Below are 25,555 nucleotides of genomic sequence, written 5' to 3'. Positions count from 1 at the left end.
GGCTAATGATAAGGAAGGAACCGGTGCGATCAGCGCCCCGGTATCCCGGTTTTCTCGATCGCAGGGTCGCTCTTCCACTTGAGCGTTGCGTCGATGAGTGCATCGTCTTCCGTGTCGGTGATCTTGCCAGCCTGGCAGGTGCTCTGTTTCAGGGGTTTCGCCTGGCCATCCTTGGTGACCGTCAATCCGCCATCCTGAAGGTTGTTGGATCCCGATACCGAGTAGACGACGTATTTGAAACCCGCGTTGGTGAACGCATACGCATAACCGCCGCTGTTACCGCCGAACATGAGGTGGGTACGCGTGAAAGCGGCTGTTTCACCGCTGGCGGGGTAGATCAGCTCGGGCTTGGCTCCGGCCCGGCCATAACTGTAGTAGAAGCGGCCCGCGCCATGGGCGACGTCACCCGCTGCGCAGATGGAGACCGTCTTGCTTCCGCCAGCGAGCGGGCAGGAGAACACAGGCTGGTCGCCGTTGGCGCACATCGTCGGTGCGGGCTTGGCGACGCCGGCGTTGGCCGCGAACGGGGCCATGGCGACGAACAGTAACAGGGTCCGGGAACGTAGCTTCATAGGTCAATCCGATTAGTGAGGTTTTCTCCAAACGACAAGCGCGTGGACAGTCGTCAGATCGTCAGCGGCTCGACCTTGGCCTTTTCCATCAGGCGCGAGGTGAAGTACTTGTCCTGGTAATAGCGGATCTTCTCGCACATCACCGGATGCGGGATGCCCTCGTACAGGAACACTTCCTTCTCCGTACCCATCGCCTTGAGCTCCTGCGGCAGCATGAGGGCGCGCTTCTCTTCCGAATGGCTCTTGGAGATATCGCCCTTCTTGCTCTTGGTGATGTTCTCCCGGCGCACGGTGGTGTAGCCGAGCATGTCGGAGTAGTCGTTGGCATCCTGCTGCTCACGCGGCGCGTAGACGATCTGCAACGCGTGGTTGGTGATGACCGTGCGCGAGACGTCCTTGCCGTAGGTGGCATCCAGCTGGGCCATGCTCTGGATGATCGGCAGCAGGCGGATGTTGTAGCCGGCCATGTACGACACGGCGGACGCGATGATCTCCACCTTGCCGATGGAAGTGAACTCGTCCATCAGCAGCAGGCACTGGTGCTTGAGTGCCGGGTTGTTCTGCGGCAGCTCCTTGGTATTGAGGTTGATGAGCTGGCTGAAGAAGAGGTTGACGATCAGTCGGCTCTCGGCCAGCTTGTTAGGCTGGATGCCGATGTAGATAGTCATCTTCTTCTTGCGCACATCGGTCAGCAGGAAGTCGTCTTCGCTGGTGGCGGCATCCAGCACCGGGTTGATCCAGGCGTTGAGCGGTTCCTTGAACGTGCCGAGGATCGACGCGAAGGTCTCGTTGGCCTGCGACAACATGTTGGCGAACGCCGACTGCGCGTTGGCGCTGAGGAACGGTTCCTTCGACAGGCGCGTGTAGAGCTCGCGCAGGTCGGTGCCGTCACCTGAGGACAGGCGGTAGATCATGCCCAGAGTGGGCTTGTTGCGCAGGATGGCGGGCAGGCCCTTGTTCTCGTCGTGCTCGTACTTCTCGCACAGGTACAGCGAGAACGCCATGAAGGCATTGCGTGCCTGACTGACCCAGAATTTCTGGTCGTCCGAGCCGTCCGGGTAGAGCATCGAGGCGATGCTCATCAGGTCCGACACGCGGAACGCCGGATCGGTTGAGACATAGCTCAGTGGATTCCAGCGATGGGTGCGGCGGTCCTCCGCGAACGGGTTGAACAGGTAGATTTCCTGTCCCTGCGACTTGCGCCAGCCGCTGGTCAGGTCGAAGTTCTCCTGCTTGATGTCCAGGACCACGATGGATTCCTGGTAGTCCAACAGGTTGGGGATGACCACGCCGACGCCCTTGCCCGAGCGTGTGGGTGCCGCGAGGATCACGAACTGCTGCCCGGGCAGGCGGACCAGCTCGCCCTTGAACTTGCCGACGAGGATGCCGTTGTCCGCGGGGGAAAGCATTTTCTGCTTGCGCAGGTCGGCGGCCGTGGCGAAGCGGGCGTCGCCATGCATCGCCTGCTTCTTCTTGCGTGTGAGAAAATACAGGCTGACCAACCATGCGGCCAAGGGCACGAAGAACCCGATGCCGCCAGCGGCCTTGATTTTCCACGCATACGGCTGGACCTGCGGGAGGTCAAGAGCGCGGATATATTCGTAATAGGTGGCGAACCTCAGGGGCACCTGGCCCAGGCCGAGGAACGACAGGGTGAGGTAGCCCGAAAGCATCTCCCCTATGACCAATGCGACGAGCAGAAGCCCGGCCGCCCAATATCCCCTGTTTTTGCTCATGCGTTGTTCGCCCTTAGACCTTTAAGTCGCAGAGGGAGCGACGCCTGCATCGCCCCTTCCTGCTATGCGTTCTGTGTACCCAGGATTGTAGCGCCCTGGGCTGACGATTCAGAGACTTGGACCTGACGTGTGCTGCGTCGATGTCGGCGCGGGCGTCAGTGGCGTCAGTGGATGCGTCGGAGCCTGTTCCTGCAGCGGCTGTGTCTGCTGCTGGACCTGAGCCTGTGTCGCCGCACGCGCCAGGTGGGCGTCGACGATCTGGGTGCTCTGTGCCAGCGGCGTGTTCAACCCCCGAACCACGTCGACCTCGGCCATCGACTTGAAGGGTGACTTGAGGTCGCCCTGCACGGCGTACATCGTGCGGGCATCGTCGCTGAGTACGACGTGGTCGATGCGGCTCATCTGTGCCAGCACTGCGGACGTGGCAAGCGAGCCGGACAACTGGCTGCTCTGCAGCGACGGCTCACGCCCGTACTCGCGATCGATACGGCAGACGCCAGCGTCGGCCTGCGTGTACAGACCGTTGGCCTTGTGGCTGGGATCGGCGAGCGTGGCCGTCACCGACTTTTCTTGGGCCGCTTTGAGCGCTTCGAGCGCTTCGAGCGTCTTGGGGCCTGCGACGCCATCGTCCTTCAGACCGTGGTCGCGCTGAAAGGTCTTCAGTGCGGCTTCGGTGTTGGCACCGAACTTGTGGTCGGTGCCGAGCGGCGTGCCGTCGGCATTCTTGTAACCCAGCTTCTGTAGCGAGGCCTGGAGTTCGCCAACGTCCTTGCTGTTGTCGTTCTTGCGGAGGACGCCTTTGTCGGCGTGACTGTCGGCCGCGTGGCTTTTACCGTTTCCCTGGCTGTGGGCCGGTTGGTCATGGCCCGTGGCTAGGGCCAGGCCCTTGCGCATGGTGGGTCCGTTGGCGATTTCGATGAGGTTCTTGGCGTAGTTGGGATCGGTCGCATAGCCGGCCGCCTGCAAAGCCTTGGCTTCGCCTTCGAGGTTGCCCTTGACGCCCGGATCGTTCAAGCCGTGCTTGGCGTAGGTCGGGTTTTCCTGCACGAACTTGATACGGTCCTTGATCGATTCCTCGTACGACCCGTACACCCGGAACTTGGCATCCTCCATGACCCGATGATGGTTCCGGAACTCAGGAACATGGAAGGTCTTGGACTCGCCGTGCCAGCCTGAGTCGGCCTTGATGTTGTAAAGATTGTTCGTTCCAGCCAGCGTCTTCTGGCCCCAGCCTGTTTCTGCGGCAGCCTGCGCTAGAAGCAGTTTCTCCGAGACACCGGTTTCCTGTGCGACCTTGTGCACGGCGGGGTAGATATCGACGATGAACTGTTGCTGCGGCGTCGTCATGGTTAAGGTCCTTGTCCTTACTTCGACGGATGGGCGGGAAGGGTGGCGGTAAACGGCATCCGCTTGTTTGGATCAGCCATCAGGAAATACTGTCCCGAGACCTTGATCTGGCCATGGTCTTCGTGAAAGCCCTCCTTGCCCTTGTCGACCCACGATGAATAGGCCGCGTCGACACCCGGCACGTCAGCGTACCGGTCGCTCACGATCTTCCCGTCAGCTGGAGATAGCTCGACCACGTTAAGTAGAGTCTGCGACAGCGACGTGGCCTGATTAGTGTCGCTCTGCACCAGTACGAACAGCGATCCACCCATGGCGAAGCAGTGGGTAGCGCGATTCTGGTAATAGTCGGGCGATACCGGGATAGCGGTCACCCAGCGTGGTTGCTGTGTCCGTGCATCCTTGAAATAGACAAAGGCACGACCGTTCATGCCTTCCTTCGTGACATTTCCCGCGATGCATTCGCCGCCTTCGACGGAAGTGGAGCCGTAAGCGCTGAAAGCCTTCGGTACCTTTGCGGAAGTGGCAGTCGTGGTGGGAACCTTGGCAGCATCGGCTGCGATGACGGCACTCGGAAGGACGACCAGCTGCGTTGCCAGCAGGCCCACCAACCATCGTGCGTTCAAGTAGGCGGATTTCGAACGGTCAGTCGTCACGTTTATCTCCTGTTTGACGGTCACGCTTGTCTGCGCGGTGGTGACGGCTTTCATCCGCGCTTACAGCCCTGGACCGGGTGCGCTGTGATCGCGGGTGGGCGGTTGCTGCTGAGCCTGTGCTTGCGCCTGCGCCGCCTGCACCTGCGAGGCCTGCTGCGCCGCACGGCTCCATGCCTCGCTGCTTTGCGCCACGCTGGTATTCACCGCTTGCTCGGTGGGGACCTCGGTAACCCGCTTCAAGGGGGATTCGGGCGTACCCTGCACGCCGTAGATGCGCCGCGCATCGTCGCTCAGCACCGCGCTGTCGATGCGCTGCAGGCCGTCCTGGCGTGCCTTGACCACCAGGCTACCGGCGACGTTGTCACTGACCACGTCCGGCTGGCGGCCCTGCGCCTTGTCCATGGCATGCACGGCCTTTTGCGCCTGCTGGAACATAGGGTGGTCGGGGTGAGCGGCATGGTCCAGGGGCACGGTCGGTTTGTCATGGTTGAACCATGCGCCCGGGTGCGTCACGGTGTTCCACGCGGCATGGGCTTTTTCCTCGGCGGCGTGGAAGCCGTCCGCGATGTCGTGACCCACGTGCTGCACGCCATCCTTGAGATGATCGAAGCCTTCCCTGGCCTGCTGCGTCACACGCTCGACGCCGTGCTCCACGGCAAGTACCCCGGCACCCACCGCCTCGCCCACGCGGTGCTCGATGTTGTCTTTCAGCTCGCCGATCGCCTTGGGAATCTCCCAGCTGGCGGACAGGCCCAGGCGAATGTCGCGAACATCGTTGCGGTAGCGATCCACCATGTTCTCGTGCGCCGCGTACCGCGCCTGGTTTTCCGGATCGATGATGGAGTGGCCCAGCAGCTTGCTGTTGGGCACGAAGTTATCGATGGCGTGGGCGCTGAAGTCCGTCGCTTTGATGGGGTTGCGCGGAGTGAGGATGCCGCCGTCGTCCTTGTAGCCGGCGCGGGATAGCGTGTCGATGTCCTGCTGTGCCGCGTAGATGCGCACTTCGCCGAAATGCGGGCTGGCCGCACTGACCAGATCACCGGCGCGTACGTGGTCGATCACCTGCGTACCCCCTTCGGGCACGTTACCTCGCAGGCTGGCGGCGCCATAGGCGTTGAAGGTCTCGCCGTGCAGGCCGAACTTCGACGCGTTGAGCTCCGCCAGCGTACCGCCCAGCGAATGGCCGGTCACCGTCACCTGCAGGGGGCGATGGTGCAAATCGGCATCGAGTTTGGCATGCTCGAGCACGCGCTGGGTGAAGGCCTCCGAATCGGCCTGCTGGAGGTTGATCCCGGCCAGTACCATGCCGGCATCCACGCCACCGTCCTGCACCGGTTCGCGCTTGAACTCGGTGCCGCGATATGCGATGACGACCTCGCCCGTATCCATGCGCCGGTAGGCCGTGGCCTGGAAGCCGGTGACCGGGTTGTTGGCCACGTCGATCGCTTCGTAATTGACGCCGCCCAGTTCCTTGGGTTTGTTGAGTACGGGATCCTGGTAGGCATCCTGCGAAAGCAGCGCGTAGTCGGTAGATGAGAGGCTCACGGATGCTTCTCCTCGGCATGCAGCGTCACGGAGAACGTGGCGTTGGCTTCGTCCTGGTACTGCGCGCGATCCGCCTCGCCCACGTCCACACGATCCATTTGAGTCGTGGCATAGGAACGGTGGGAGTAGTAGCGCGTGGCGGCCTTGCCCTTGAGCAGGTCGTCATGGAACAGCGGTGCGCTGAAATCGACCTGCTTCACCCAGAGGTTGGCACTCGTGGCGACCACCGACCAATGGCAGACGCCCTTGCCGAAATAATCCTCGTCTTGCAATAGGTCAGCGAAGATCTCGCCCTTGTAGACGTTGTCGCCGGCGGGCGCGAGCTTGACCGGCACCCGTTTCTCCGGCGGCACCGTGGCGCCCGTGACCGGCGTCAGCGGTACGCAGGCTTCGTTGGCCACGCGGTAGTCCACCACGCCTTCGATGCGATCGAACGGACCCGGTGCGCCCTCGACCTTGACGGTGATCTCGTAACGCATCCGGGGATGGGGATTGAGCTTGATGTCGGGCTGGGTCATGGAGGCACCGTAGGCAGGGGAGTGGATGGCGAACAGGGTGGCGACGGTTAGGGCGAGTCTTCGCTTCATGGCTGGCTCGTGCTCCTATCGGCTCATCGACGGGCCGGAATGGGTGGATGGGGTTTCGGTGGAAACCGCGTGCTGCGCTGTCTGGCTGGCAACGACGGACGAGGTGGCCTGGGTCGCTTCGAGCTCGCGCCACGCGCTGCTGCTGCGTTCGATGGACGTGGCGATACCGATCTCCGTGGGCACCTGGGCCGTTTTCCGGAAAGGCGAATACATGTCGCCCTCCACGGCATAGGCGCGACTGAAGTCGTCGCTCATGGTGACCTGATCGACACGGGCGAGACCTTGCCGGCGGGCCTCGACGGTCAGAGCCGCGGCGAGGTTCTCGCTCATGTGGTCGGGCTTGCGGCCGGTATCGGCGTCAATGGCGTGGACGCCGCGTAGCGCCTGTCTGTACAACGGGTTGTCCGGGTGCGTGGGGTCGTCCAGCCGGGGCGGGTGGAGCAGGCGCTCCAGTTCGGCGGAGCGCGTGGGTGACCCCCAGACGCCGCTGGCGACGGACTCGTGGACGAGGCCGAGGGTGCGGGCGCCGGTGATGGCGGTGGTGCGTGCGTGGTCTGCGCCTACTTCCATCGCATGCCCCGCAGCCACGGCACCGCGTCCTGCGGCCTCCACGACGGGCTTGCTGCGCTCCACGAGTTCGTTCCAGTCGTGCTCTAGTCGGTCGACGTAGAACTGGCCGGCACGGATGGCCAGGGCCGGTGCCACGACAGACGGCGCGGTCGCGACCTGCGTGGCGATCTCGCGCGACGTGAGCACGTCGGATCGATAGCGATCGACCAGGGTGCTGTTTGCGCGGTAGCGTGCTTCAGCTTCAGGACCGAGTAGCGGTGTCTCGTCGCCTTTGGGAATGAAGTTGGACATGGAGTGCGAGCTTGGGCTGACGGCGGATAACGTCGCACCCAGGCCGGTGTGCGGCCTGTCGTAGCCGGCATGCTTCAGTGTCGTGATGTCGTCGGCGGTTGCGTAGATTTTCACCTCGCCGAAGTGTCGATTGGCGGCACTTACCGGGTCGCCCGCCCGTACGTGGTTGATGACCTGGTCGCCACCCTCTGGCGTGCCGCGTATCAGGCCGGCTCCGCCGTAGGCGTTGAAGGTTTCACCTTTGAGGCCGAATTTTGCGGCGTTGACTTCGGCGAGGCCGCCGCCGAGGGAGTGGCCGGTGACCGTGATGTCGGGCTCTCTGCCTGCTGCGCGGGCTTCTCTCGTAGCACGAGCAATCACTTCACGCGTGAATAGCTCAGATTCGAACTGCTGAAGGTTGATCTTTGACGCCGCCATTGTGGTGTCCACCAACGCATCCAAAGGATCGTCTGTTCCGCGGAACGCAATGACAACTTGTCCTGTATCGACATCGCGATAAGCTGCTGCGAAGAAGCCCGTTAGGCCATCCATGGCAGTGGATTCGACGGAGAAGGTGCGATCTCCATTCTTAATGCTTCTGTCAAGAGGGTTTGCGGCGTAAACCTTGGTGGCGAGAAATACATAGTCCTCTGTACGATTCGTCATTGCTGCGTCGCCCTTGCAGTAACTCTGATAGAAAACGTATCCGCTGCATTGCGATATGCATTTCGGTCTGTGTTGCCTATGTTATGTGTATCGACATTGCTGTCGCGATAAGAGTCAAAAGAGTAGTATCGCGTTTCGTCTTTTTTCGAAGAAAAGTTTTTAGAGGTTAGTGGGGTGGTGAACCTCATTCGGTTTTTCGTCACATTGACCATGACTGCTGCTAACGACCAATGACATGTTCCTAGAGAATAGTAGTCTTCGTCCTTGATAAGGTCCGCGTACATGTCTGCCACGTACGTCGTCTCGCTCAGCTTAGAAAGCTTCAGTGGTACATGCTTTTGGGGAAGCAGACGAGCACCGGATATAGGCTGCTCGGGAACGCAATCGAAATTCGACACGCCGTAGTCCACCGAGGCTTCGATGTTGTCGAAGGGGCCGGGCGCGCCTGCGATAGTTACGGTGATCTTGTAACGCATCGTCGGATGCGGATTCAGTTCGATCCTTGGGTCTTCCATGTTTCCACCACATGCAGTCAGTAAGAAAAACAGGCCGGGGACGGCGACCTGCACGATTCTCAGGGAAATCGCTAAATGAGCTACCCGGAGAGGTGCGCTAGGGACGAATCGCGCGAAACGAATGAAGCGATAAATGACCATCTAAGTGTACGTCAGTCGCTGTTGTCGTCTAGAGTTACGTTTTGGTGAGAGCCAGCATGAAATTTGGTTGGCTTGTCCATGGTGATTTGGCCGCTTTGGTCGCAGCGTCCGGCCAGTCGTGCTCTGTTGTCATCGGTTGCGGTCGTGTAATTGTCGAGCGCAATGTAAGAGTAAACTTCTATCTTGTATTTCATTGGATAGCCTCCCGTGCCGACAGCGTCACTGAGAACGTCTTCGATGGGTCGGCGTAGGCATTGCGATTCTCGTTGCCGGTTATGGCAAGACGCATCCCTCTTTCGTTGTAGGCGTCATAGGAGAAGTAGCGAGTAATCCCACCTTTTTCAAAGAATCGTGGCACAAAGAGCGGCGTGTCGAACTCCATCTTACCGTGGCTTGCCCGGATGCTCACGGCAACCAGCGACCAATGGCAGATACCGTGCGCGTAATAGTCGTGGTCCTTCATTCGGTCGACGTATACCTCTCCTATGTAGTCGCCGTCTGCCGATTTTTGAAGCTCTATTTTCATTCGCTTGCTAGGAACGATTCTTGCGCCCGATATTGGTTGTTCGGGAGCGCAATCGTCGTTGGTTACCTGGTACTGCGCGTCGGCCTCGATCGTGTCGAACGCTCCCGGTGCATCGACAATGCTCGCTGTGATCGTATAGCGCATCGTCGGATGCGGATTCAGTTCGATCCTTGGGTCTTCCATGTTTCCACCACATGCAGTCAGTAAGAGAAACAGGCCGGGGACGGCGACCTGCACGATTCTTCGGGCAACCGTTATACGAGTTGCCTGGAGAGGTGCGCTAGGGACGAATCGCGCGAAACGAATGAAGCGATAGCCGATCATCGGAGGGCGCTTTAGCCTCCGTTATCTTCGGGCTTCAAGCCCATGGAGTATTCATCGACCTCCTTGCCGTCGACCCACCCCGTGGCGCAATCGCCTGCGTAGTGACCGTCCGGCTTGAGCGTGCACGCGGTGCCGCTGGCTGGGCGAGTCCATTCGACCTTCGCATCGGCGCCCTTGCACATTTCGTTGCCCTTGCAGAGCTTCACGGTGCGGGTTGGGATCGCCTTGACGAGGGCGCGGACCAGCACGCCGTCCTTGCGTTGCGTGGCCTGGATACAGATCAGCTGATTTGCACCCAGGTGGGCGACGGGCTTGGCGGCAGTCGCCTTGAAGTTGTCCTCGAGCGTCGCACCCTTGTCGGCTCCGATCACACCGAAAGACATATTCGATGTGCAGTCGTCGCCGGCATCGACCGCGACGCCGTCGATGGTGCAAGCGGTGTTGCCATGCTTATCGCCGTTGCAGGTCACGGGGGACCCGGGTGACGACGCCTGAAGCATTGCCTGTAAGGCGCGGGCATCGCCGGGCGCCGCAGAGGCCGTTGCTGCGGTCAGGAGAAAGGTCGCGGCCAGCATCCATCGAGAGGTCTTCATGATCACAACCCCGCCGGCGATGCGGGCTGCTGCTGTGGTGCCTGCTGCTGCGGCTGGCTCCGGGCTTGCTCGGCAACATGCTGCTGCACGGCCTCGCTGCTCTTTTCCAGTGGTGTGGCCATGCCTTGCATCGTGTTGACCTCGGCAATCTGTTTGAAAGGTGAGTTGAGGTCGCCCTGGACGGCGTAGGTGCGGGTGGCGTCCGGGCTGAGCAAGACGTGGTCGATGCTCTTGAAACCGCCCTTGACGGCGTCGGCCGTCACCGAGCCGGCCAGCTGGTGACTCTGGATGTCCGGCGTGCGACCGTGCTCGGCGTCGATGCGGAACACGCCGTCCTGGGCTTGGCGGAACATCGCGTGGTACGGGTTGGCGGGTGAATCCAGGCGAGAGCCGGTGTGCGCCTGCTTGTCGAGCGCTTCCATCGTCTTCGTGCCAACGACGCCATCCGGGTCCAGCCGATGATCGCGCTGGAAGCGCTCGACGGCGGCCTTGGTGTGGTCGCCGAAGCGGCCATCGGGGTTCAGGGCATGGCCGTTGTCGTCCCTGTAGCCGAGGCGGATCAACGATTCCTGGAGCGCGGTGACCTTCGCGCCTTCGTCACCCTTGCGAAGGGTATCGGGATGTGCCGCCGTCGGTTTCGCTTCGACGTGCTTCGGCTCGGCCTTCGTATGCGCGGTGGTATCCGCGTGTTGCCCGGTCGGCGTCGTGGCGTGACCATGGACCGGCTCGTGCGTGCGGAACTCGGGCTTCGCGCGCAGGGCGCCCACGATTTCCATGTTCTTGGTGAAATACGACCGGGCGTCCATCGTGACCGCTGCCGGGCCTGTGGACGTCTGCGAGCCTATGAACTCGATATTTCCGTGCGCGTCGTAGCCCTTGAAGATGGCGACGTGCTGGTTCGACCCCGTCTTGCTCTTCAGCATGAGGATGTCGCCCGGTTGGAGATCACCGGGATGCTTCGATGCATCCGCCTTCGAAATGACATCGAAGTGCTTCTGCGCGTAATCGGTCGTCTTATTGCCGTTATAGAGCGCATGCGTGCTGAACGGCTGGTCGCCGACGTCGTAGCCCGCGTTCTTCATACCGCGCCAGACGAAGGACGAACAGTCGACGCCACGGTAGCCGTCACCGTCCAGATCCTTCTCGGTACGACTCCGGTCGGTCATGCCATGAGCCGAGTTGGTCTTGTTTTGCGAGTCGGGGCGGCCGTATTCGAACTTCATCCCGGAATGGAAGAAGTGCTCGTCGGCGGCATCGAGGATGTCTTTGCTCATGGCGTTATTCCCTGGGCGTCATCGCGGGGGCGGGTGAAGGCGTTTCGGCCTCCTGGACCGGTTGCCGGGTGTGTTCGGCAGGGGCGGCGGGTTTCTGGGCCAGCTTCGCGATGTCCGCGCTGCTTTGTTCGATCGGGGTGTTGACGGCCTTTGCGGTGTCGACTTCCGCCATGCGTTTGAGCGGTGAATTCAGCTCGCCCTGTACGGCATAAGCACGGCTGCCATCGTCGCTGAGCACAACATGATCGATCTTCGTCAAACCCTGGCGCTTCGCTTCGACGGTTGCCGCGCCAGCGAGCTGGTCGCTCTGCACGTCGGGTGTGCGCTTGTACTGAGCGTCCAGTGCATGGACGGCTGTACGTGATTGTTCGAAGAGGGTGTAGTCAGGATGTCCCGGATTATCCAGGCGGCCTGTGGCGGCGGTACGCTGCACGGCGTCCTGATGCTTGGCCTGCGCAATGGCTTCCATGGTCTTCGGTCCGGCAACGCCATCGGCCGTGAGGTGATGGTCGCGCTGGAAGGCTTCGAGTGCGGCGCGTGTGCCTGCACCGAAGACGCCATCCGTATGCAGTTCGCCGTGGGGTCCAGGCGTATAGCCTAGGCGCTCCAAGCTGCCTTGCAGGAGACGGACATCCTCGCCTTTTGCGCCCTGGGTGAGGGTGGTCGACGGGGCAGGGGCGTCCACCGGATGCGACGGCTGCGGGCGGCCGACGTTGCCTTCAGCAAGACGATGCATGACCTCCGGATTCAGGCGGCGCTGCCAGTCTTCGAAGCGGTTCTCGCGATCTTCCAGTCCGTTGTATTTACCGTTGACCGCTTTGGTCGCCGCGCGCACGTCTTCCTTCGCGTTGTCGGGAACGCGGTTCTCCCAGTACCAGACGGCGATCTTCGACGCATTCTGGGGATCGGCGGCGAGTTCGGGATGCTTTACCAGATCCAGGTCGAGTGCCTCGCCCGCAGCGCGGTAATTCGCCTTGCCGGTGAGCTGGATGTAGCCGCGCCCGTGGTACTTCCAGCCGTCACCCGGCTCGTCGTTGCCGTTGCGGCCGCCGTACATCAGTTCGGCCAATTTCTCGGGCTTGCCCATCAACGCCTGCTTGCGTGCGGCGTCCAGGGCCTCCGGACCTTCGCGCCAGGCCGACTGCACCGGGATCTGCGAGATATTGCGCGTGTAGCGAAAGCTTTCTTCGAGCCGGTTCAGCCCGTTGGATTCATGAGTGACCTGGGCCATGAAATTGGCCAGCTCCCTCGGTCGCGTGATGCCCGCCGCGGTCGCGTCGTTCAGCACCTGGGTTTCACGATCAATCGCCATGTGGAGCTCCTGGTTGACTCGCGTGCCTTGATGCGTCCTTAAGCCTGTCTGATCCGCTGTCCTTGGCGGAGGCCGTTGTCGAATGCGTTATAGGGGGCTGGACTCAGCGCATGCGTGAGTCGGGGGCGCGGACGCGAAGCGCTGCAAGGGCAGTCTGCCAGGAGCAGAGGCGCCGGCTTGGACGGGTGCGCACAAGGAAGAGCTGCCGGAGCGTGCCGGCGAGAAACGATCAATCGTCATGTGTAACTCCTGTTTGATGTCCGGTTGGCTTTGCCTCTTGCTGGCCTTACCCGCCTTCCTGGCGGGGTGTTGCGTCATCTGACTTCAGGGTAGTGTCGGTTCCGGCAGGTGACTGGGGTCGAAATCACTGAAAAGCACGGTGCCCAGCTCCCGACTCGTCAGGTCGAGGTGCTTCTCTTTGCCGGTGTCCGTGTCGGTTACCTTCCGGGCCACTCCTGATGTTATCCAGTTCTTTTTATCACTGACGTAGGTGAAGGTGTACTCATCGGTCCAGCGTTCGCGGCTACCGCCACCGACGACGACGGTGAACTGGCCTTTGCCGACCTTTGAATAGGCATACGGGTCGCCGGAAACGCCGCCGCACAGGGCGCAGGGGATAATGCGGGCGTTTGCGGCTGCCTTGTGCAGCCGCCCCGCGTCGTCACGTACCAACAGTACGACGTTGCGGTTCGGGCCCTGGCCCAGTTTCTCATCACCTTTTGCGGGGGGATCGAGCACCAGGAGCACGTCGGCGTGGCCGGCGCCCGTCAGGTCGCCCTTGACCGACTCGAGCACCTTGGCGCCACTGGTGGCGAACGCGGTGAGGTCGTCCATGGCGTGTCCTTTGGCCGTTTTTGCGGCAGTCGGGGCGGAGCGGGCGTAGGGGTTGGGGCTTTGCGCGTTGACATTGAATACAATGCCGAAGCAAGCAACGAGAATGAACCTAAACGATCCAACAACTTTGTTCATTTGAAAGCTTCGATTGTTTTTGGATCGATGGGGTGCACAGCAGGGTCGTGTATCAGTGGAAGCCTGGGACGAATTCAGGAGATCCACCCGTATAGTTCCAACCACCCGGCTGCCGGCCTATGGGGCACACAGTCTGATACTGAGTCATGGAAGCAACGTCGTCGGCTGACCAAGCTTTACCGTAAGGATAAGGCTCGCACGACGGCGAGATCACGAATGCGGTGCCTCCCGTGTAAGGTTGTATTGGACGCCAGCACCGGCCAGGGTCAATTTGTCCTTCAGTGCAGAACAAGAATGGGTCACTTCCCCGGTAAGTAAGGGTTTGAGCTGCTGTGGCGGTACAAATAAGACTGAGTGTGAGAAAAAACCAGAACTTCATGAGGATTCCTTGTTCCCTTAAGTGCACGCCATGGCGCAGTGGATTTAATGGCCAGTACATTCCAAGTTTGGATTTACACGACCGACAACTTGTCATTTAATCAGCTGCGGGCGATAACAGAGCCCCGGCGGTTTGCCAATTAGGCTGCTGATAACGATGTGGGCGTACCTGATTGCGAACACGGAGAGTGATCTTGGTCTGCTGGGATACAGTCTGAATTGCGAGCAAAAGTTACGCCTGACGACAACAGCACTGACGTTGCAAAAAATACTCTGTGACTCGTAGTCATGCTACTTTACACGACGAGCATCGCTACATTCGCTGTAAACAACTTTGCAGCCCGTAGTAGCAGCCTCTCGACAACTCTGCATTGCTATATTTTCTGCTCTTTGTTTGTCAGGGCTTCTAGCTGATGCATGTCCATCGTCACCCCATGCAACCGCAGCACACTGATTACTAAAAGCCAAATCTAGCTGACAGTTCTGACCTCCTCGCATCTTGCAGTCATGCATTGCATCATTGATCGCATTTGCTTTACTAGATCGATCAATTACAGTGCCCGCCGCTCCCGACTTTCCATCAATTACGATAGCCCCCCAAGTATCCTTCCATACTGGTCTTGGCTGTGATTGTTCGGCGTTACCGGGCGCGGAACTATATCCTGGCATACCTGCAGCATCTGGCGGCACACAATTTCCGCCACCAGTGTCTACACCCGTCGCGCATTGCGCTAATACATTAGGAGCAGCAATGGCCTGTAAAAGGAATAAGGCGGCAGCATACTTTAAGCGAATTTTCATACCTGTCGGCCATCCTTCTGCTTAATTTCTTCGTGTTGCGTTGAATAATTTGATCCAGAGGTAAGCATCTGTGATCCGTTGTTGAAGCCTCCAGTTTTGCCTGCCTCTGATCTAGGGGTGGAATCTTCTCCCCCTGTTCTTGGCGGAATGTAACTGGGGGACCCCGGAGGGCCGTAACCGCCACCGCCACCGCCGCCATGCGGCTCAGGCTTGATATGCCCAAACGGCGAGTAGGCATTGAACTGACCAAGCGTGCCTTGGAAGAAGGCGGCTGCCATAGGCGGAGCGCTGATGATCATCGTAGTCAGCAAAATACCGAGTCCACCCTGTTGTAGAGCCATACTGTTGATGCCATCCGTGGCGGTGCCATCGCCCAAGGGGGGCATTGATGCCAGATACTTGACCGCAAAGGCGGCGGTAATGGCTGCCATCATCTTCATGGCAATCGTGACCATGACACTCAAAACCGCCAGAGAAAACACCGTACCGATCCCGTATAGCAGCCACTTGTTGAACAGTTGCTTTGTGGGCTCGAAAAGCAGGCACATGATGAAGATGGGGCCAAAACCAACGAATAGCGCCAAGGCAATCTTATTCAAGAGCAGCATCGATCCAGCGATAACACTGGGTCCAGCGATGCCGATGCCGGTAAACCATCGATCGCGATCTTTGTCTGCTTGTGCTGCCTGGTTGCCACCAGTATCGATGGCATCGATCGTTCCCATTGCCAGCTCCATGCCAGCAAGGTTGTTGTCGATATGCTGGAACGGGCTGCCATCCTCGCCGGTAACATATTCGGCGATGGTCGTCGACATGCCGTCGCTAAGGCTCCAATACACTGACGACGATGTATAGGCTGCGGTGGTTGCGATGAAAACCACCAGTGTCGCCTTCAGTGCGTCGCCTACAAGCACCATCATCGGCTGCCGCGACTGCCCGGTCACGATACGGAAGCCCTGGAACATGATCCACACTGTCAGCACGACAGTGGCAACCACACCAATGATGGCGGCCGAACTCGACAACAGCTTCCACTGCATGATGTCGATTTCAGTGCGCAAAAAGTCATTGATCGTCTTGAAAAAGACGAACTGGGTGGCGGAGTCGAGCGGTCCGGCGAACATGGCTACTCCCGAGTGACCAAATAGACTACTCATTGAGTCGACCATGGCACGATATTCCTTTTCATAGAGGTTGCACCCTCAGCGCTGATAACGGCGCGCCGATCATCAGTAGCCATTCGATTCACCAATGCCCAATGTCTTCATGCCCGCCGGTTTGTCTGACTGTGCTCCCTTGAGCGCAAGCTCCAAGGCAGCACCCGTAGCTAGTCCTTGGATGACGGAGTCAAGCGAGATACTTCCTATGCCAGGAATGGAGATGCTGCCAGTGGACGACGTATCCTTGCCTGTCGAGGCCGCGTTAGCAGCCAACGTCTGCTTCGCCTGGAGGTAACGTATGTTCGCCTCGTATGCGTAGTTCACCGTCTGCATCTGCTGGTAGTCCAGCTGGATCAGGTTGTAAAGCGCCGTAAGCTTGTTGGTGTTGTCTTCGAGCTTGCCATATTGGTTGGGATCGTTGTTGTTAATGTTTTTACGCTCTTCCAACAGTGACCGAAGCATGGCATCACGCGTATTGGTATTTTCGTACATGGTAAGCATGTACTTATACTGCGCATTCTGCAGGGCTACGATGTCTTGACAGGTTGCCTTCTGCTGGGGAGCGATTGAGTTGCAGCTGGCCCCGTCGTCCAGTGCGGCACTAGTGGACGCAGGAAGCGCTTTGTCCGGATCTTTCAAACGAGGGCCGGGCTTGGCTTCATCGTACGTGCCAATCGTGAGCTTGCGGTTAATCGCATCAAGGCGGCCATTGACCGTGGCGCTGTTGTAATCGTCGCCGGTATTGCCAATAGTCTGATTGGTGTGATCGGTACTTTTATCGATCTTGCCGGAGTTTGTATCTATGTTGCTAAGGTGACTGTTAGCTTCGGCATCGTTGACAGACCACTGTGCGTGGGCCGCCGGCGCTGCCACGCATAGCGCGAGCAACATCGCTGCGCTGCTGGCCATGCGACGCAGCAGCCGCTTCGCGTGCCTGGTTTGAGGAAGGTGCTTGGTCATGGTCGGCTCCATCGTCAATTCGAAATACGGCTTCAACGCGTCGCCGTGCGGGCGGTACGCGTCGATTGGGGGGAGGGGTTGGGCTTCTTACCACTGCCCTTGCGATTTTCGTAGAAAGTGGTCAGCCACTGGTCCGGATGCAATTGATCCTGCGTAACGCCTTCGCGATCCGCACACTGCGCGATAACCTCGTGCATGATCTCGATGTTATCCGTCGATGCAGAGATGACGGACAGGGCATCGTCCATGCCGCGCAGATTGAGCTGGCAAACGGCGGATGCATGTCCCTGTTTGACCAGGAATCGACGTGACCGCTCGTCAAGGCCGACGACCACTTGATATTCGGCCTCCGTCAGCTTCAAACCGTTTACGTAGTCCTCGCGGCTGGCGTTCGGATTCGGTAGAAGGATCATGGTCGCAGTCTGCTCGATCAGCGCCGCAGAAATATCACTGGCCAAAGCATCTTCCGGGCTCTGCGTCGCGAAGATGCCCATGCCGTTCTGCTTACGAATGGTCTTCTGCTTGTTCTTCGCAAATTCCTTCAGGCCGCCCTTGCCATCGAGGATCTTCCAAAACTCGTCCATGACGTAAATCAGGCGACGGCCGTCGATCAGTGCTTCGAGTCGATGCAGCAGGTAGTTGATGACCGGTGCGCGCACTTCCGGATTGTCGATGATGTCCGTGTAGTCGAAGCCGATAATATTGGCGTTCGTCAGATCGACGGTATCGCGCGGATTGTCGAAAACCCAGCCAAGTGAGTTACCCGCGGTCCATTTCCGCATGCGGATGAACAAGCCGTCGTCACCCAGGTTGGGCAGGCTCTTCTGGAAGTTCGTCATCGTGCGAAGGTGCATCGGCGTATCGAGGATGTTCTCGACGGCGCGGAAGATGTCTTCTTCTTCGCGTGAGCTGTAAACGACCTTGGCCGCGAGTACCTTGATCAGTTCGCCAAGGAATTGCACGTTCTCTTCCGTGCGCTCGCACTGGAACGGATTGAAGCCGGTCGGCTTACCGTTTTCCAGGGCCAGGTAGTTACCGCCGCATGCACGCACGAAGATCTCTGCACCCCGATCCTTGTCAAAGAAGAAGATGGTCGGTGCGGGGTCGAGCTTCTGGACCTGGCTGAGGAGAAAATTGATAAGCGCCGTCTTACCGGTACCGGACTTACCGATCACCATGGTGTTGGCGATGGCCTTCTCGCCAAAGGAATTCTCGGCAGGGTGCGTGGCATGGAAGTTGAAATAGTACGGCTGACCGTTGGTGGTCTGCAGCGTCGTTACGCAGTCACCCCACGGGTTATTGTCTTTCTTGCCCGTGGCGAAGTTATGCAGGGGCGAGAGGCCCAGGAAGTTCAACGAGCTGACGTTGGCCAGGCGCGTGCGGTATTTCCAGTTCCCAGGGAACTGCGCGTAAAACGCAGAGGTAACGGCAAGGTCTTCCTTGACGGTGACGAATCCGGCGTTCGACAACTCCGCGCGCGTGGCGGCGATCTGCTGCGACAAGGCATCCTGGCTCGTGGCATACACGGCCATGGTGAAGTGATACTCACCGAGGACGAAATTGCCCGACGCAAGTTGGTCCATGGCATGGTCCATTTCGATGATCTGACTTACCGCCTTGTCGCCGGACGAGATCATCATGCCCTTGGTTCGTTCGAGCGCTTTCAGCGCGTCGGTACGCCCCATGGGACTGAACGAGTGGGTTATCACATATTCGAAGTCGAGGTACTTGAGTCCGTTGAGGATGCCCGGATAGGTAGCCTCGGCATATTCCTTGACGTTCAGGATCGCACCGAAATGATTGACGCCGTTCGGCGTCGTCAAGACGAAGTCACCCGTTTTGGCCGAGAAACGCTGCCGACTTACTGGAAGGTAATCCGGTACGGAAGCATTGAGCACCGGCACGGGTTCATCGATGCGATTCAGGATATAGCCGTAGAGTTCGAACACTTCTGAGAAGACGATGCCGTTGGGCGTCTCGTACATGCTCAGGCGCGATGGCGCGTAGTCCTTCAGCACGGCCTCTACGTTGGTGGCTAGCTCCAGGATCGTGGCAATCGCCTGCGTTTGTTCAGTCTGAAGACGTGAAACGTCGGCGGATTTTTCAGCGAAGCGTTTGCCGGAAACGACAGGTCGATACAGCATCGTAAGATAAAGCTCGTTCTGCATGAGCTTCTGGTTCGACAGTGCTTCGTAATAACCGTCAGACAAGTCCTGATTGAACGCATGTTCGAACTGGGACTTGTTCTTGATGCCGCGTCGGCGACGGATGTCGTGTACCCAGAAGGCGACATTGACGAAATCAGGCGCGCGCAACGTCTGCAGCATACGGTTGAACGTGTTGTGGCGATGTTCGATTTCCCACTCTTCGCGTCCAACGAAGGGCAGGCCTGCCAGGCGCCACACCAACAGGAAATCGCCGCCTGTCGTTTTGACGACTGTCGGAGAAACGTGGGTGGAGAAGGGTATGAAGTCGCCGATCGAAGCGTCTGGTGTAAACATGGCCTGAGTACCGTTGGAAGCGCGGAAAGGCCCTGGCAGTTACCTGCCAGGGCGAGGGAACGCTCTATCGCTTGGCCTTGCCTGGCTCGCGGTAGATATTGGGTGAGAACACCCACATGCCGTCATGATCCTGCTGGTTCCTGACCTTCGTACGGAATTGCAGGCGTAAAGCCAGCAACCGAAAGATCATTTCATCGCGTCTTGCCATCTGACGCATGATGAACGTCACGATCGGGATCCAGATCAGGAACCACAGGTTGAAATACATCGCCATCAGCAGGCCGCTACCTGCCCCCATGAAAAAGGGCAGATACGGCACGCCCATGAACATGGCGGGACGTGTGCAGCCGCGGAAGAGGGCGTTTTTATGCATGGAAGTGGAGGAAGCTCATGCCCATCTGCACGGCGTCGATCAGGAAGGAGCTGGCCGCACCGCTGCTCGAGGTGCAAGCGCCCGACGCGCCGCCGTCGCCACCGACCACCATCTTTGCTACCTGGGCCGCAGCACCGATCAGTACGCCACCGATCAGAGCCGGCGCTACATCGGCGATGCGCTTGTGGGCAAACGCAATCTGGTAGCCCGAGAAGATCACTGCAATAGTCACGACGACGATCGATGCCGCGTTCAGCAGGCTGTTGATGTTCTGGAAGAAGCCGCAAACCTTCTTGGATGTCTCAGTGACGTCCTGAGCCAGACCAACGGTCGGCATAAGCAGTACGGCGGCGATCATGAGGAAGAGCACCATCTTGGTCGTCTTGTCGACATTCACGGTGGGAAGCTTAGGCAGGGCCATCTCTACGTTCCTTTTGGGTTTCAGGTCTTTTGGAAATGCCGCGGGTATCACGACAACTTGGAACGGCTACGCAAGTTGTAGCCGGGTGGTGACGACCTATCCCTGACAGGGCGGGGATAGGTCAAAAAACAAAGGCACCATCGCCCCTCCCTTGTCGGGTATCGGCCGGATCGCCGGCGGGAACAGAGGGCGTTGCCGGTGCGGCAGCTGTGGGGGCCATCGCGGGTGGATCGTTGGGTCCATGGACCTCTGGGACGAAGATCTGACTGTCCTGTGCAGGCGCCATACCATCGGGATTCGCTGAAATACCGATCTGCGCCATGGCAGAAGCGGTACCCGCGTCGGTCTGAATTCGGCCCTGGCCTGTCGATACATTGTTTGAGGCAGCGGCTGCTCCCACCTGAGACATCAATGCGGCCGTAGCTGGATCCGTCGGGATCCGTCCGGGCGCAGGCCCACGTGTAGGTGTAGGAAGCGTTTGCCCCGTTAACGGCATCTGAATACCGTTGATGCCCTGGAGCGCCTGAAGGCTACCCGCAGTAGCCGAGTCGACAGCCTGGGCTATGGATGCTTCGTCGGGCAGCGGCTGCGTAAAGGCGACGGCTTCGACCGGCACCGTTCGGCTAGGTGTACTTACGCTCGCCGCCGACGCCACGGCAGGAGCAATGGCTGCCGAGACAGCGGCATCGGCCACACTTCGCATGGCTACGCGGTAAGCGGAACTATCGGGGCTATAGACCTGACTACCCTTGATCGTTACCGGCTTGGGCGAACTTACCAGTTGAATGGGAATCGCCGTCGCGTTTGCCGCTGCCGAGCGGGCCATGGAGTCGAATATCTTCTGGACGTAACCGTCCTGGTACCCGGTCGTGAAGTTGCCCGAGTAGTAACAACTGAAGGCCTTGCCCCAATCATTACCGGCGCTGGCGTAACACTGGGCCAGTATCCGCGAGCCGGCCACCAGGTTCGGGCATACGTCGAAGGCTTTCTCGTAGGTGTCCAGTCCGAACTTGCCCAGATTGGCGCGATTGACCTGCGCCACTCCCAGGGAGAAGTTGTAGCCTTTGTCCTCGAGCATGCGCACCGTTGCGACGGCTTCACCCAGGTTCTGTGGTTGACGGACGAGCTGCGCGCCAACGACGCCGATCGCAAACGGATTGCGCGACGATTCAACGTTGACGACGTGCTGCATCACCTCAGCCGGTACGGCAAGGTTAGGGCAAGCCATCATTTCCAGTCCTGGTACCACCGTTACAACTCCTGAATAATGTCCGGGTTGGTGTGAGCGTTACCCCCCGTCGTCGCCGAGCAGGCGAGCGGGGTTGAAATCGATGCCGGTTATATGTCGTCGCCCGGCGTGAGCTTTGATATGAACGACGATATCGATGGTCATCATCAGCAATCGCTTGATCGTTGAGAATTCCAGTCCAGCGCCCTCGGTTGAGGCCTTCACCATCAGCGCCAGCTGATCCCAGGTCTGCTCGACACTGCCCGCATGGCAGCTTGTGATCGACCCTGGGTGTCCCGATGCGCAATTTCGGATGAAGTAAAACGACTCATCGCCACGGAGCTCTGCAAGGATGATCCGGTCCGGCTTCATGCGCAGACAGGCTTCCATGCAGCTTTTTGCGGTGACGTTTGTTGTGCTCTGACCACCTTTCGAATAGATCAGATGCACCACATTAGGCTGATCGATGAAAAGCTCGCGTGCATCTTCGATGGTGACAAGCCGCTCGTCGCTTGGAATGTGGCCAACCAGGGACTTCATGAAGGTGGTCTTGCCGCTGCCGGTCGCACCTGAAACGACGATATTTTTCTTGCTCTTCACCGCGTGGCGAAAGAAGTCCGCGTAACGCCGCTCCGCGCGAAGTTCCAGCAATTCACGATCGGCTTGGCTGATCGTGTTTGCGCCCTCGAGGATCTCGTCAAAGAAGCCATCGTCCTGGTACTGAGCGAGTGACTTGTTATGTTTGGATGGCAGCCGGATCGTGATCGATACACGACCGGCCTCTACGGCAGGAGGAATGACGAACTGAGCACGTTGGCCGGTGGGGAAGGTCAGGGACACCACCGGATCGATATCGGTAATGCGCTGCCCCGTATTGCTCTCATTGACGACCGCAGTGCAGAACTGGCGTGCCCGTTCGAATGTCAGCGACGGCACATCCACGCGTTCCCACAGGCCCGCTCGCTCCAGGTAAAGCTCACCCGGGCGATTGATGCAGATTTCGGTCACGTCCGACGAGGCGAGATAGTCCCGGACGCCCAGCACTTCGTACTGGTAGTCCAGGAAATCGTTGCCGACGGCGGCGATAGCGGTATCAGTCATTGCTTAACGGGTCCGCATCAGTACCGGGCGACCACGCCGCTGAAATCGACATCCTTGGCGACATAGATAGCCAGAACGGTACCCTGATTGATGGTGACCGTAGCGGGGCGGTTGGCGGCGCGCTGAACGGCTGTATTGGCGATGCTCTGCATAGTCGATGCCGTGTTGCTTTCAAAGGGGCTCTGCGTCACCACGCCATTGCTGATCGTGGTTTGCCGAGGGCCGTGCTCGGCGGCTTCGTACTTGAAGGCGTCACTGAGCATCGAAATCAACAAGGCGGCGCCGATACGGCTGCCCCAATGCGCGTTGTAATAGCCGGGGTGACCCGCGCCGCCCAAGGCGTCAACGCCCGGACTGGCCATCGAGACGTCGATGCCCGTCGGGGTGACGATACGGTCCCAGATGACGGCGACGCGAGGCCCGTTCGGTTCCATTTCGTACTTGCCGAGAACTTTAGAGCCCTTGGGCAGGAGCAGACGCTTACCCGTGAACGAATAGACCGGCTCCGTGACCACGCAGGAGGTGAAGCCCGGAATATCCGTAATGATTCGGGTTTCCAGTACGCAACGAATAAAGGTACCGCGGAGCATCAGTGTGTCCGGATGCGTGAGCGGCTGTGCGTTTGAAACGTCCGGCAGGCTCTTGCCACCGTAAGCGCCGTTGATCGGCACGCCGTTGATCGCATTGGGGTTGGAGCCAGGGAATCCCGGCATGCCCATGCCACCGAAACCCGGCTGCTGCGGCTGCTGTCCACCTTGGTAGCCGCCACTGCCACCCACGGCTTGTGCCGCCTCGGTGTCCATCATGCGGCGCTCCACGAGACTCGGGCCAGTGCGCTGGCGCGGCATTTCCGCGGGCTGCATCTGGGCGGGCGTCGGTAGCGGCGGAGGCGGCGCGAGCGCGATCGGCTGCGGAAGGGCAGGGGCTTCCGGTTCGGGAATCGGAGCGACCTTGGGCGCGGTGGGCACGCTGACCGTCTCGTCGCGAACTTTCTTCGGCGGTGCGGCTTTATTCGAGCCACCGCTCAAGAGGAAATACGCGGCGAACAGAAGCAGGGCAATGATGCCCCCCAGGAACACCAGCGCGCGCCGATTCATCCGTCGAACATCCGACGCCGCTAACTGCGGAGCAGCCGCGTCAAGATCCGGCGGAGGCGCATGCCTCTGATTTGCGGAATACGGGTTGCCCGCAAGCGGGTCTGCCTGCTCGCGCGGCCGGTCCTGTGGCGGAACCTGGCTCTCGCGATTCTCTTCGTCCGGGTGGTAGGGATTATTGGGGCTCACTTCTTGGTGTTCCTTCGCAGACCCACGACGTTGTTGTCGTGCCGGATAACCAGGTAGTTGTACGTGCCATGGACAACGATAGTGTTGCCCTCGACTGTCGTGTTCACCACCGAGTCCTCACCGTGTTCCTTTTCACGCATGTAGACCGTTGGGAAATTCCCCGTTGGGAACTGCTTGAGGTCAGGCATCTTGATATAGGTAAACCGGCCATCGTCGTAGACGTTGATCGGTACCAGCCACGGAGCCGTCTTACGCTTCTTGGCATAGTCGTAGTTGAAGTTGTAGTCGCGACCCTTGACCAGCGCGGTGTCCAGCTCCGGTGTGGCCTCAACCTTCTTGGTTTCAGCAAGGAAGCTGGTGTCCGCGGGGTAGGTGAAAGTCACCTTGTATTGAACACCTGCGCGTCGCGCCTGTTCCAGTGTCTTCCAGTCGGTTGCTACCACCTTCAATTCGAAGATATAGGAGTGGGTGGCTGTACGAACCATCATGTTCGTGTCGACATCCACATTCTTCGGCTTGACGTAGAAGACGTTGTCGCGGCGGGTCAACTCCCAGCCGCTGCTGAAACCGGTGCTGAAGTCGAGAATTTTCTCGTTCGGGCTCAGCTCGATTTGCGTCGTAATGCCAAGGCCGGTTCGCACCGTGTAGATGTGGTCAGGCTGGTACTCATACGGCGTCACCGTCGTCTGGGCAATTGCGACAGAGGACAGGCTGCCCGCGGCTATCAAAGCGGCGATGAGAAGATAGTGTGTTTTGACGCGCGTCATTAACGGCGCCCTCCATTGGCGGCGTTTCGAGTGGCGGGAGCCTGAACCTGCGGAGACGCAGCAGATGGTGCTTGCTGAGGCTGCGCGGCAGGCGCGAAGTTAGGTGCTTGGGCCGGGATAGCGCTTTCAACGGGGACCGGCGCTGGTGCTGCGTTAACCTGCTGCGCGGCGGGAGCGCTGCCAGCGACGGACGCTGCTGCTGCGGGCGTATCGGCGTCGGTCGCAGGCGTTTCCGGCGGCGGGGCATCGCCGTAATCGTTGTCGACCCGATAGTCGGTGACCTGGAAACCCAGTGGATTTTCAACCCGGTACTGGTCGTCCATCTTCAGATTGGGCTTGTAGGAGAACGCCATCGTTGCGATCTTGCTATCGAGCGGTACGGTCTGCCCGGAGGTCTTGTTGTAGACGACCCGCTGGAAGCGGACCGTCGCGCCCTTCGGTGTGCCGCCGTCATCACCGCCGATCAGGACTATGCTGAGGATCTTCACGCGGATGGCGCGATCCCGACCATAGATTTTGAACGGCGCATTCGGATTGCCCTGCGCGTGCATGTCCGTATACGCCTTGGCCACGTTCGGTGCAGCCATCGTCAGCACCGTAGCCCAGTCACGCAAGCTGATCATCGTCACGTCGAACGATTCGCGGGCGAGAATGAAGTGCGCGATGTTGCTGCGATTGATGGCCTCGCTTGCTGTGATCCGGCGATTGATGACATCGTCCGTGATTCGGGCAACAGAGCTCGTGCCGGTATAGGCATCCGCCATGACGATGTACGGCACCTTTTCTTTCAACGGGAGCATGTAGAACATGCCACCTGCAAGAACCAGTGACATGCTCGTGGCGATGAACGCCACCATCCATGCACGACGCTCGCTCTTCCTGGCGAGATCGGCCACGGTGATTTCGAAGTTGACGCTTTGCGCGACGGCCGCATCGATCTTCGGGGAGCTTTTCTTATTGAACATGAGTGGCGACGGCCTGA

Annotated in this window: 23 protein-coding genes and 1 pseudogene; all 24 read right to left on the bottom strand. The window is 59.5% G+C overall.

What is annotated here, in order from left to right; translation table 11 throughout:
• Window positions 1-29: 29 nt before the first annotated feature.
• Window positions 30-572 (bottom strand): hypothetical protein, encoded by a 543-nt coding sequence (locus AB8808_RS15085; RefSeq protein ID WP_369930462.1) that lies wholly within the window; start codon window positions 570-572, stop codon window positions 30-32.
• Between the two features lie 53 nt (window positions 573-625).
• Window positions 626-2,308 carry a type IV secretory system conjugative DNA transfer family protein gene (locus AB8808_RS15080; protein ID WP_369930461.1) on the bottom strand — a complete coding sequence of 561 codons (1,683 nt, stop codon included), beginning with the start codon at window positions 2,306-2,308 and terminating at the stop codon, window positions 626-628.
• A gap of 108 nt (window positions 2,309-2,416) precedes the next feature.
• Window positions 2,417-3,655, bottom strand: coding sequence for a glucosaminidase domain-containing protein (locus tag AB8808_RS15075; RefSeq protein ID WP_369930460.1), 1,239 nt, complete (start codon window positions 3,653-3,655; stop codon window positions 2,417-2,419).
• A gap of 17 nt (window positions 3,656-3,672) precedes the next feature.
• Window positions 3,673-4,362 carry a hypothetical protein gene (locus tag AB8808_RS15070; protein ID WP_369930459.1) on the bottom strand — a complete coding sequence of 230 codons (690 nt, stop codon included), beginning with the start codon at window positions 4,360-4,362 and terminating at the stop codon, window positions 3,673-3,675.
• A gap of 6 nt (window positions 4,363-4,368) precedes the next feature.
• The gene (locus AB8808_RS15065; protein WP_369930458.1) at window positions 4,369-5,853 is read right to left on the bottom strand and encodes an XVIPCD domain-containing protein; all 1,485 of its coding nucleotides are present in this window, start codon (window positions 5,851-5,853) and stop codon (window positions 4,369-4,371) included.
• Complete coding sequence (locus AB8808_RS15060; RefSeq protein ID WP_369930457.1) at window positions 5,850-6,440, bottom strand: hypothetical protein; 591 nt, start codon at window positions 6,438-6,440, stop codon at window positions 5,850-5,852. Before AB8808_RS15060 ends, AB8808_RS15065 begins: the two co-directional genes overlap by 4 nt.
• A gap of 15 nt (window positions 6,441-6,455) precedes the next feature.
• Window positions 6,456-7,946 (bottom strand): XVIPCD domain-containing protein, encoded by a 1,491-nt coding sequence (locus AB8808_RS15055; protein ID WP_369930456.1) that lies wholly within the window; start codon window positions 7,944-7,946, stop codon window positions 6,456-6,458.
• Window positions 7,943-8,515: a hypothetical protein gene (locus tag AB8808_RS15050; protein ID WP_285401962.1), complete on the bottom strand. Its 573-nt coding sequence runs from the start codon at window positions 8,513-8,515 to the stop codon at window positions 7,943-7,945. The genes AB8808_RS15055 and AB8808_RS15050 overlap by 4 nt, the downstream gene beginning before the upstream one ends.
• A 277-nt stretch (window positions 8,516-8,792) precedes the next feature.
• Window positions 8,793-9,365 (bottom strand): hypothetical protein, encoded by a 573-nt coding sequence (locus AB8808_RS15045; RefSeq protein WP_369930455.1) that lies wholly within the window; start codon window positions 9,363-9,365, stop codon window positions 8,793-8,795.
• A 98-nt stretch (window positions 9,366-9,463) separates the two neighbouring features.
• The gene (locus AB8808_RS15040; RefSeq protein ID WP_369930454.1) at window positions 9,464-10,045 is read right to left on the bottom strand and encodes a hypothetical protein; all 582 of its coding nucleotides are present in this window, start codon (window positions 10,043-10,045) and stop codon (window positions 9,464-9,466) included.
• 2 nt (window positions 10,046-10,047) lie between these two features.
• Entirely contained in the window at window positions 10,048-11,319 is a 1,272-nt protein-coding gene (locus tag AB8808_RS15035) for an XVIPCD domain-containing protein (protein ID WP_369930453.1), read from the bottom strand.
• Window positions 11,320-11,323: 4 nt separating this feature from the next.
• Window positions 11,324-12,631 (bottom strand): XVIPCD domain-containing protein, encoded by a 1,308-nt coding sequence (locus AB8808_RS15030; RefSeq protein WP_369930452.1) that lies wholly within the window; start codon window positions 12,629-12,631, stop codon window positions 11,324-11,326.
• A gap of 324 nt (window positions 12,632-12,955) precedes the next feature.
• A complete protein-coding gene (locus tag AB8808_RS15025) occupies window positions 12,956-13,465 on the bottom strand; it encodes a hypothetical protein (RefSeq protein ID WP_369930451.1) in 510 nt (169 codons plus the stop codon).
• 804 nt (window positions 13,466-14,269) lie between these two features.
• Window positions 14,270-14,779: a DUF4189 domain-containing protein gene (locus AB8808_RS15020; protein ID WP_369930450.1), complete on the bottom strand. Its 510-nt coding sequence runs from the start codon at window positions 14,777-14,779 to the stop codon at window positions 14,270-14,272.
• Entirely contained in the window at window positions 14,776-15,903 is a 1,128-nt protein-coding gene (locus AB8808_RS15015; protein ID WP_369930448.1) for a TrbL/VirB6 family protein, read from the bottom strand. Before AB8808_RS15015 ends, AB8808_RS15020 begins: the two co-directional genes overlap by 4 nt.
• 105 nt (window positions 15,904-16,008) lie before the next feature.
• Entirely contained in the window at window positions 16,009-16,899 is an 891-nt protein-coding gene (locus AB8808_RS15010; protein ID WP_369930446.1) for a hypothetical protein, read from the bottom strand.
• A gap of 32 nt (window positions 16,900-16,931) precedes the next feature.
• On the bottom strand, window positions 16,932-19,400 hold the full coding sequence (locus tag AB8808_RS15005) for a VirB4 family type IV secretion/conjugal transfer ATPase (protein WP_369930445.1): 2,469 nt from the start codon (window positions 19,398-19,400) through the stop codon (window positions 16,932-16,934).
• A gap of 64 nt (window positions 19,401-19,464) precedes the next feature.
• The gene (locus AB8808_RS15000) at window positions 19,465-19,773 is read right to left on the bottom strand and encodes a VirB3 family type IV secretion system protein (protein WP_354514989.1); all 309 of its coding nucleotides are present in this window, start codon (window positions 19,771-19,773) and stop codon (window positions 19,465-19,467) included.
• On the bottom strand, window positions 19,766-20,194 hold the full coding sequence (locus AB8808_RS14995; RefSeq protein ID WP_354514988.1) for a TrbC/VirB2 family protein: 429 nt from the start codon (window positions 20,192-20,194) through the stop codon (window positions 19,766-19,768). Before AB8808_RS14995 ends, AB8808_RS15000 begins: the two co-directional genes overlap by 8 nt.
• A 748-nt stretch (window positions 20,195-20,942) precedes the next feature.
• Window positions 20,943-21,443: pseudogene (locus AB8808_RS14990) on the bottom strand (lytic transglycosylase domain-containing protein); the annotation flags it as partial.
• A 39-nt stretch (window positions 21,444-21,482) separates the two neighbouring features.
• Complete coding sequence (gene virB11 / locus AB8808_RS14985) at window positions 21,483-22,523, bottom strand: P-type DNA transfer ATPase VirB11 (protein ID WP_369930443.1); 1,041 nt, start codon at window positions 22,521-22,523, stop codon at window positions 21,483-21,485.
• Window positions 22,524-22,540: 17 nt separating this feature from the next.
• Window positions 22,541-23,806, bottom strand: a complete 1,266-nt coding sequence (locus AB8808_RS14980; RefSeq protein ID WP_354514985.1) for a TrbI/VirB10 family protein — start codon at window positions 23,804-23,806, stop codon at window positions 22,541-22,543.
• On the bottom strand, window positions 23,803-24,573 hold the full coding sequence (locus AB8808_RS14975) for a TrbG/VirB9 family P-type conjugative transfer protein (RefSeq protein WP_354514983.1): 771 nt from the start codon (window positions 24,571-24,573) through the stop codon (window positions 23,803-23,805). Before AB8808_RS14975 ends, AB8808_RS14980 begins: the two co-directional genes overlap by 4 nt.
• Window positions 24,573-25,538 (bottom strand): VirB8 family type IV secretion system protein, encoded by a 966-nt coding sequence (locus tag AB8808_RS14970; RefSeq protein WP_369930442.1) that lies wholly within the window; start codon window positions 25,536-25,538, stop codon window positions 24,573-24,575. Before AB8808_RS14970 ends, AB8808_RS14975 begins: the two co-directional genes overlap by 1 nt.
• Between the last annotated feature and the right edge of the window lie 17 nt (window positions 25,539-25,555).

This window comes from Xanthomonas sp. NCPPB 2632 (genome assembly GCF_041228075.2).
Lineage (GTDB): Bacteria > Pseudomonadota > Gammaproteobacteria > Xanthomonadales > Rhodanobacteraceae > Luteibacter.
Note: the sequence above shows the minus strand (reverse complement) of the source record. Positions and strands in the feature narration are given on the sequence as shown.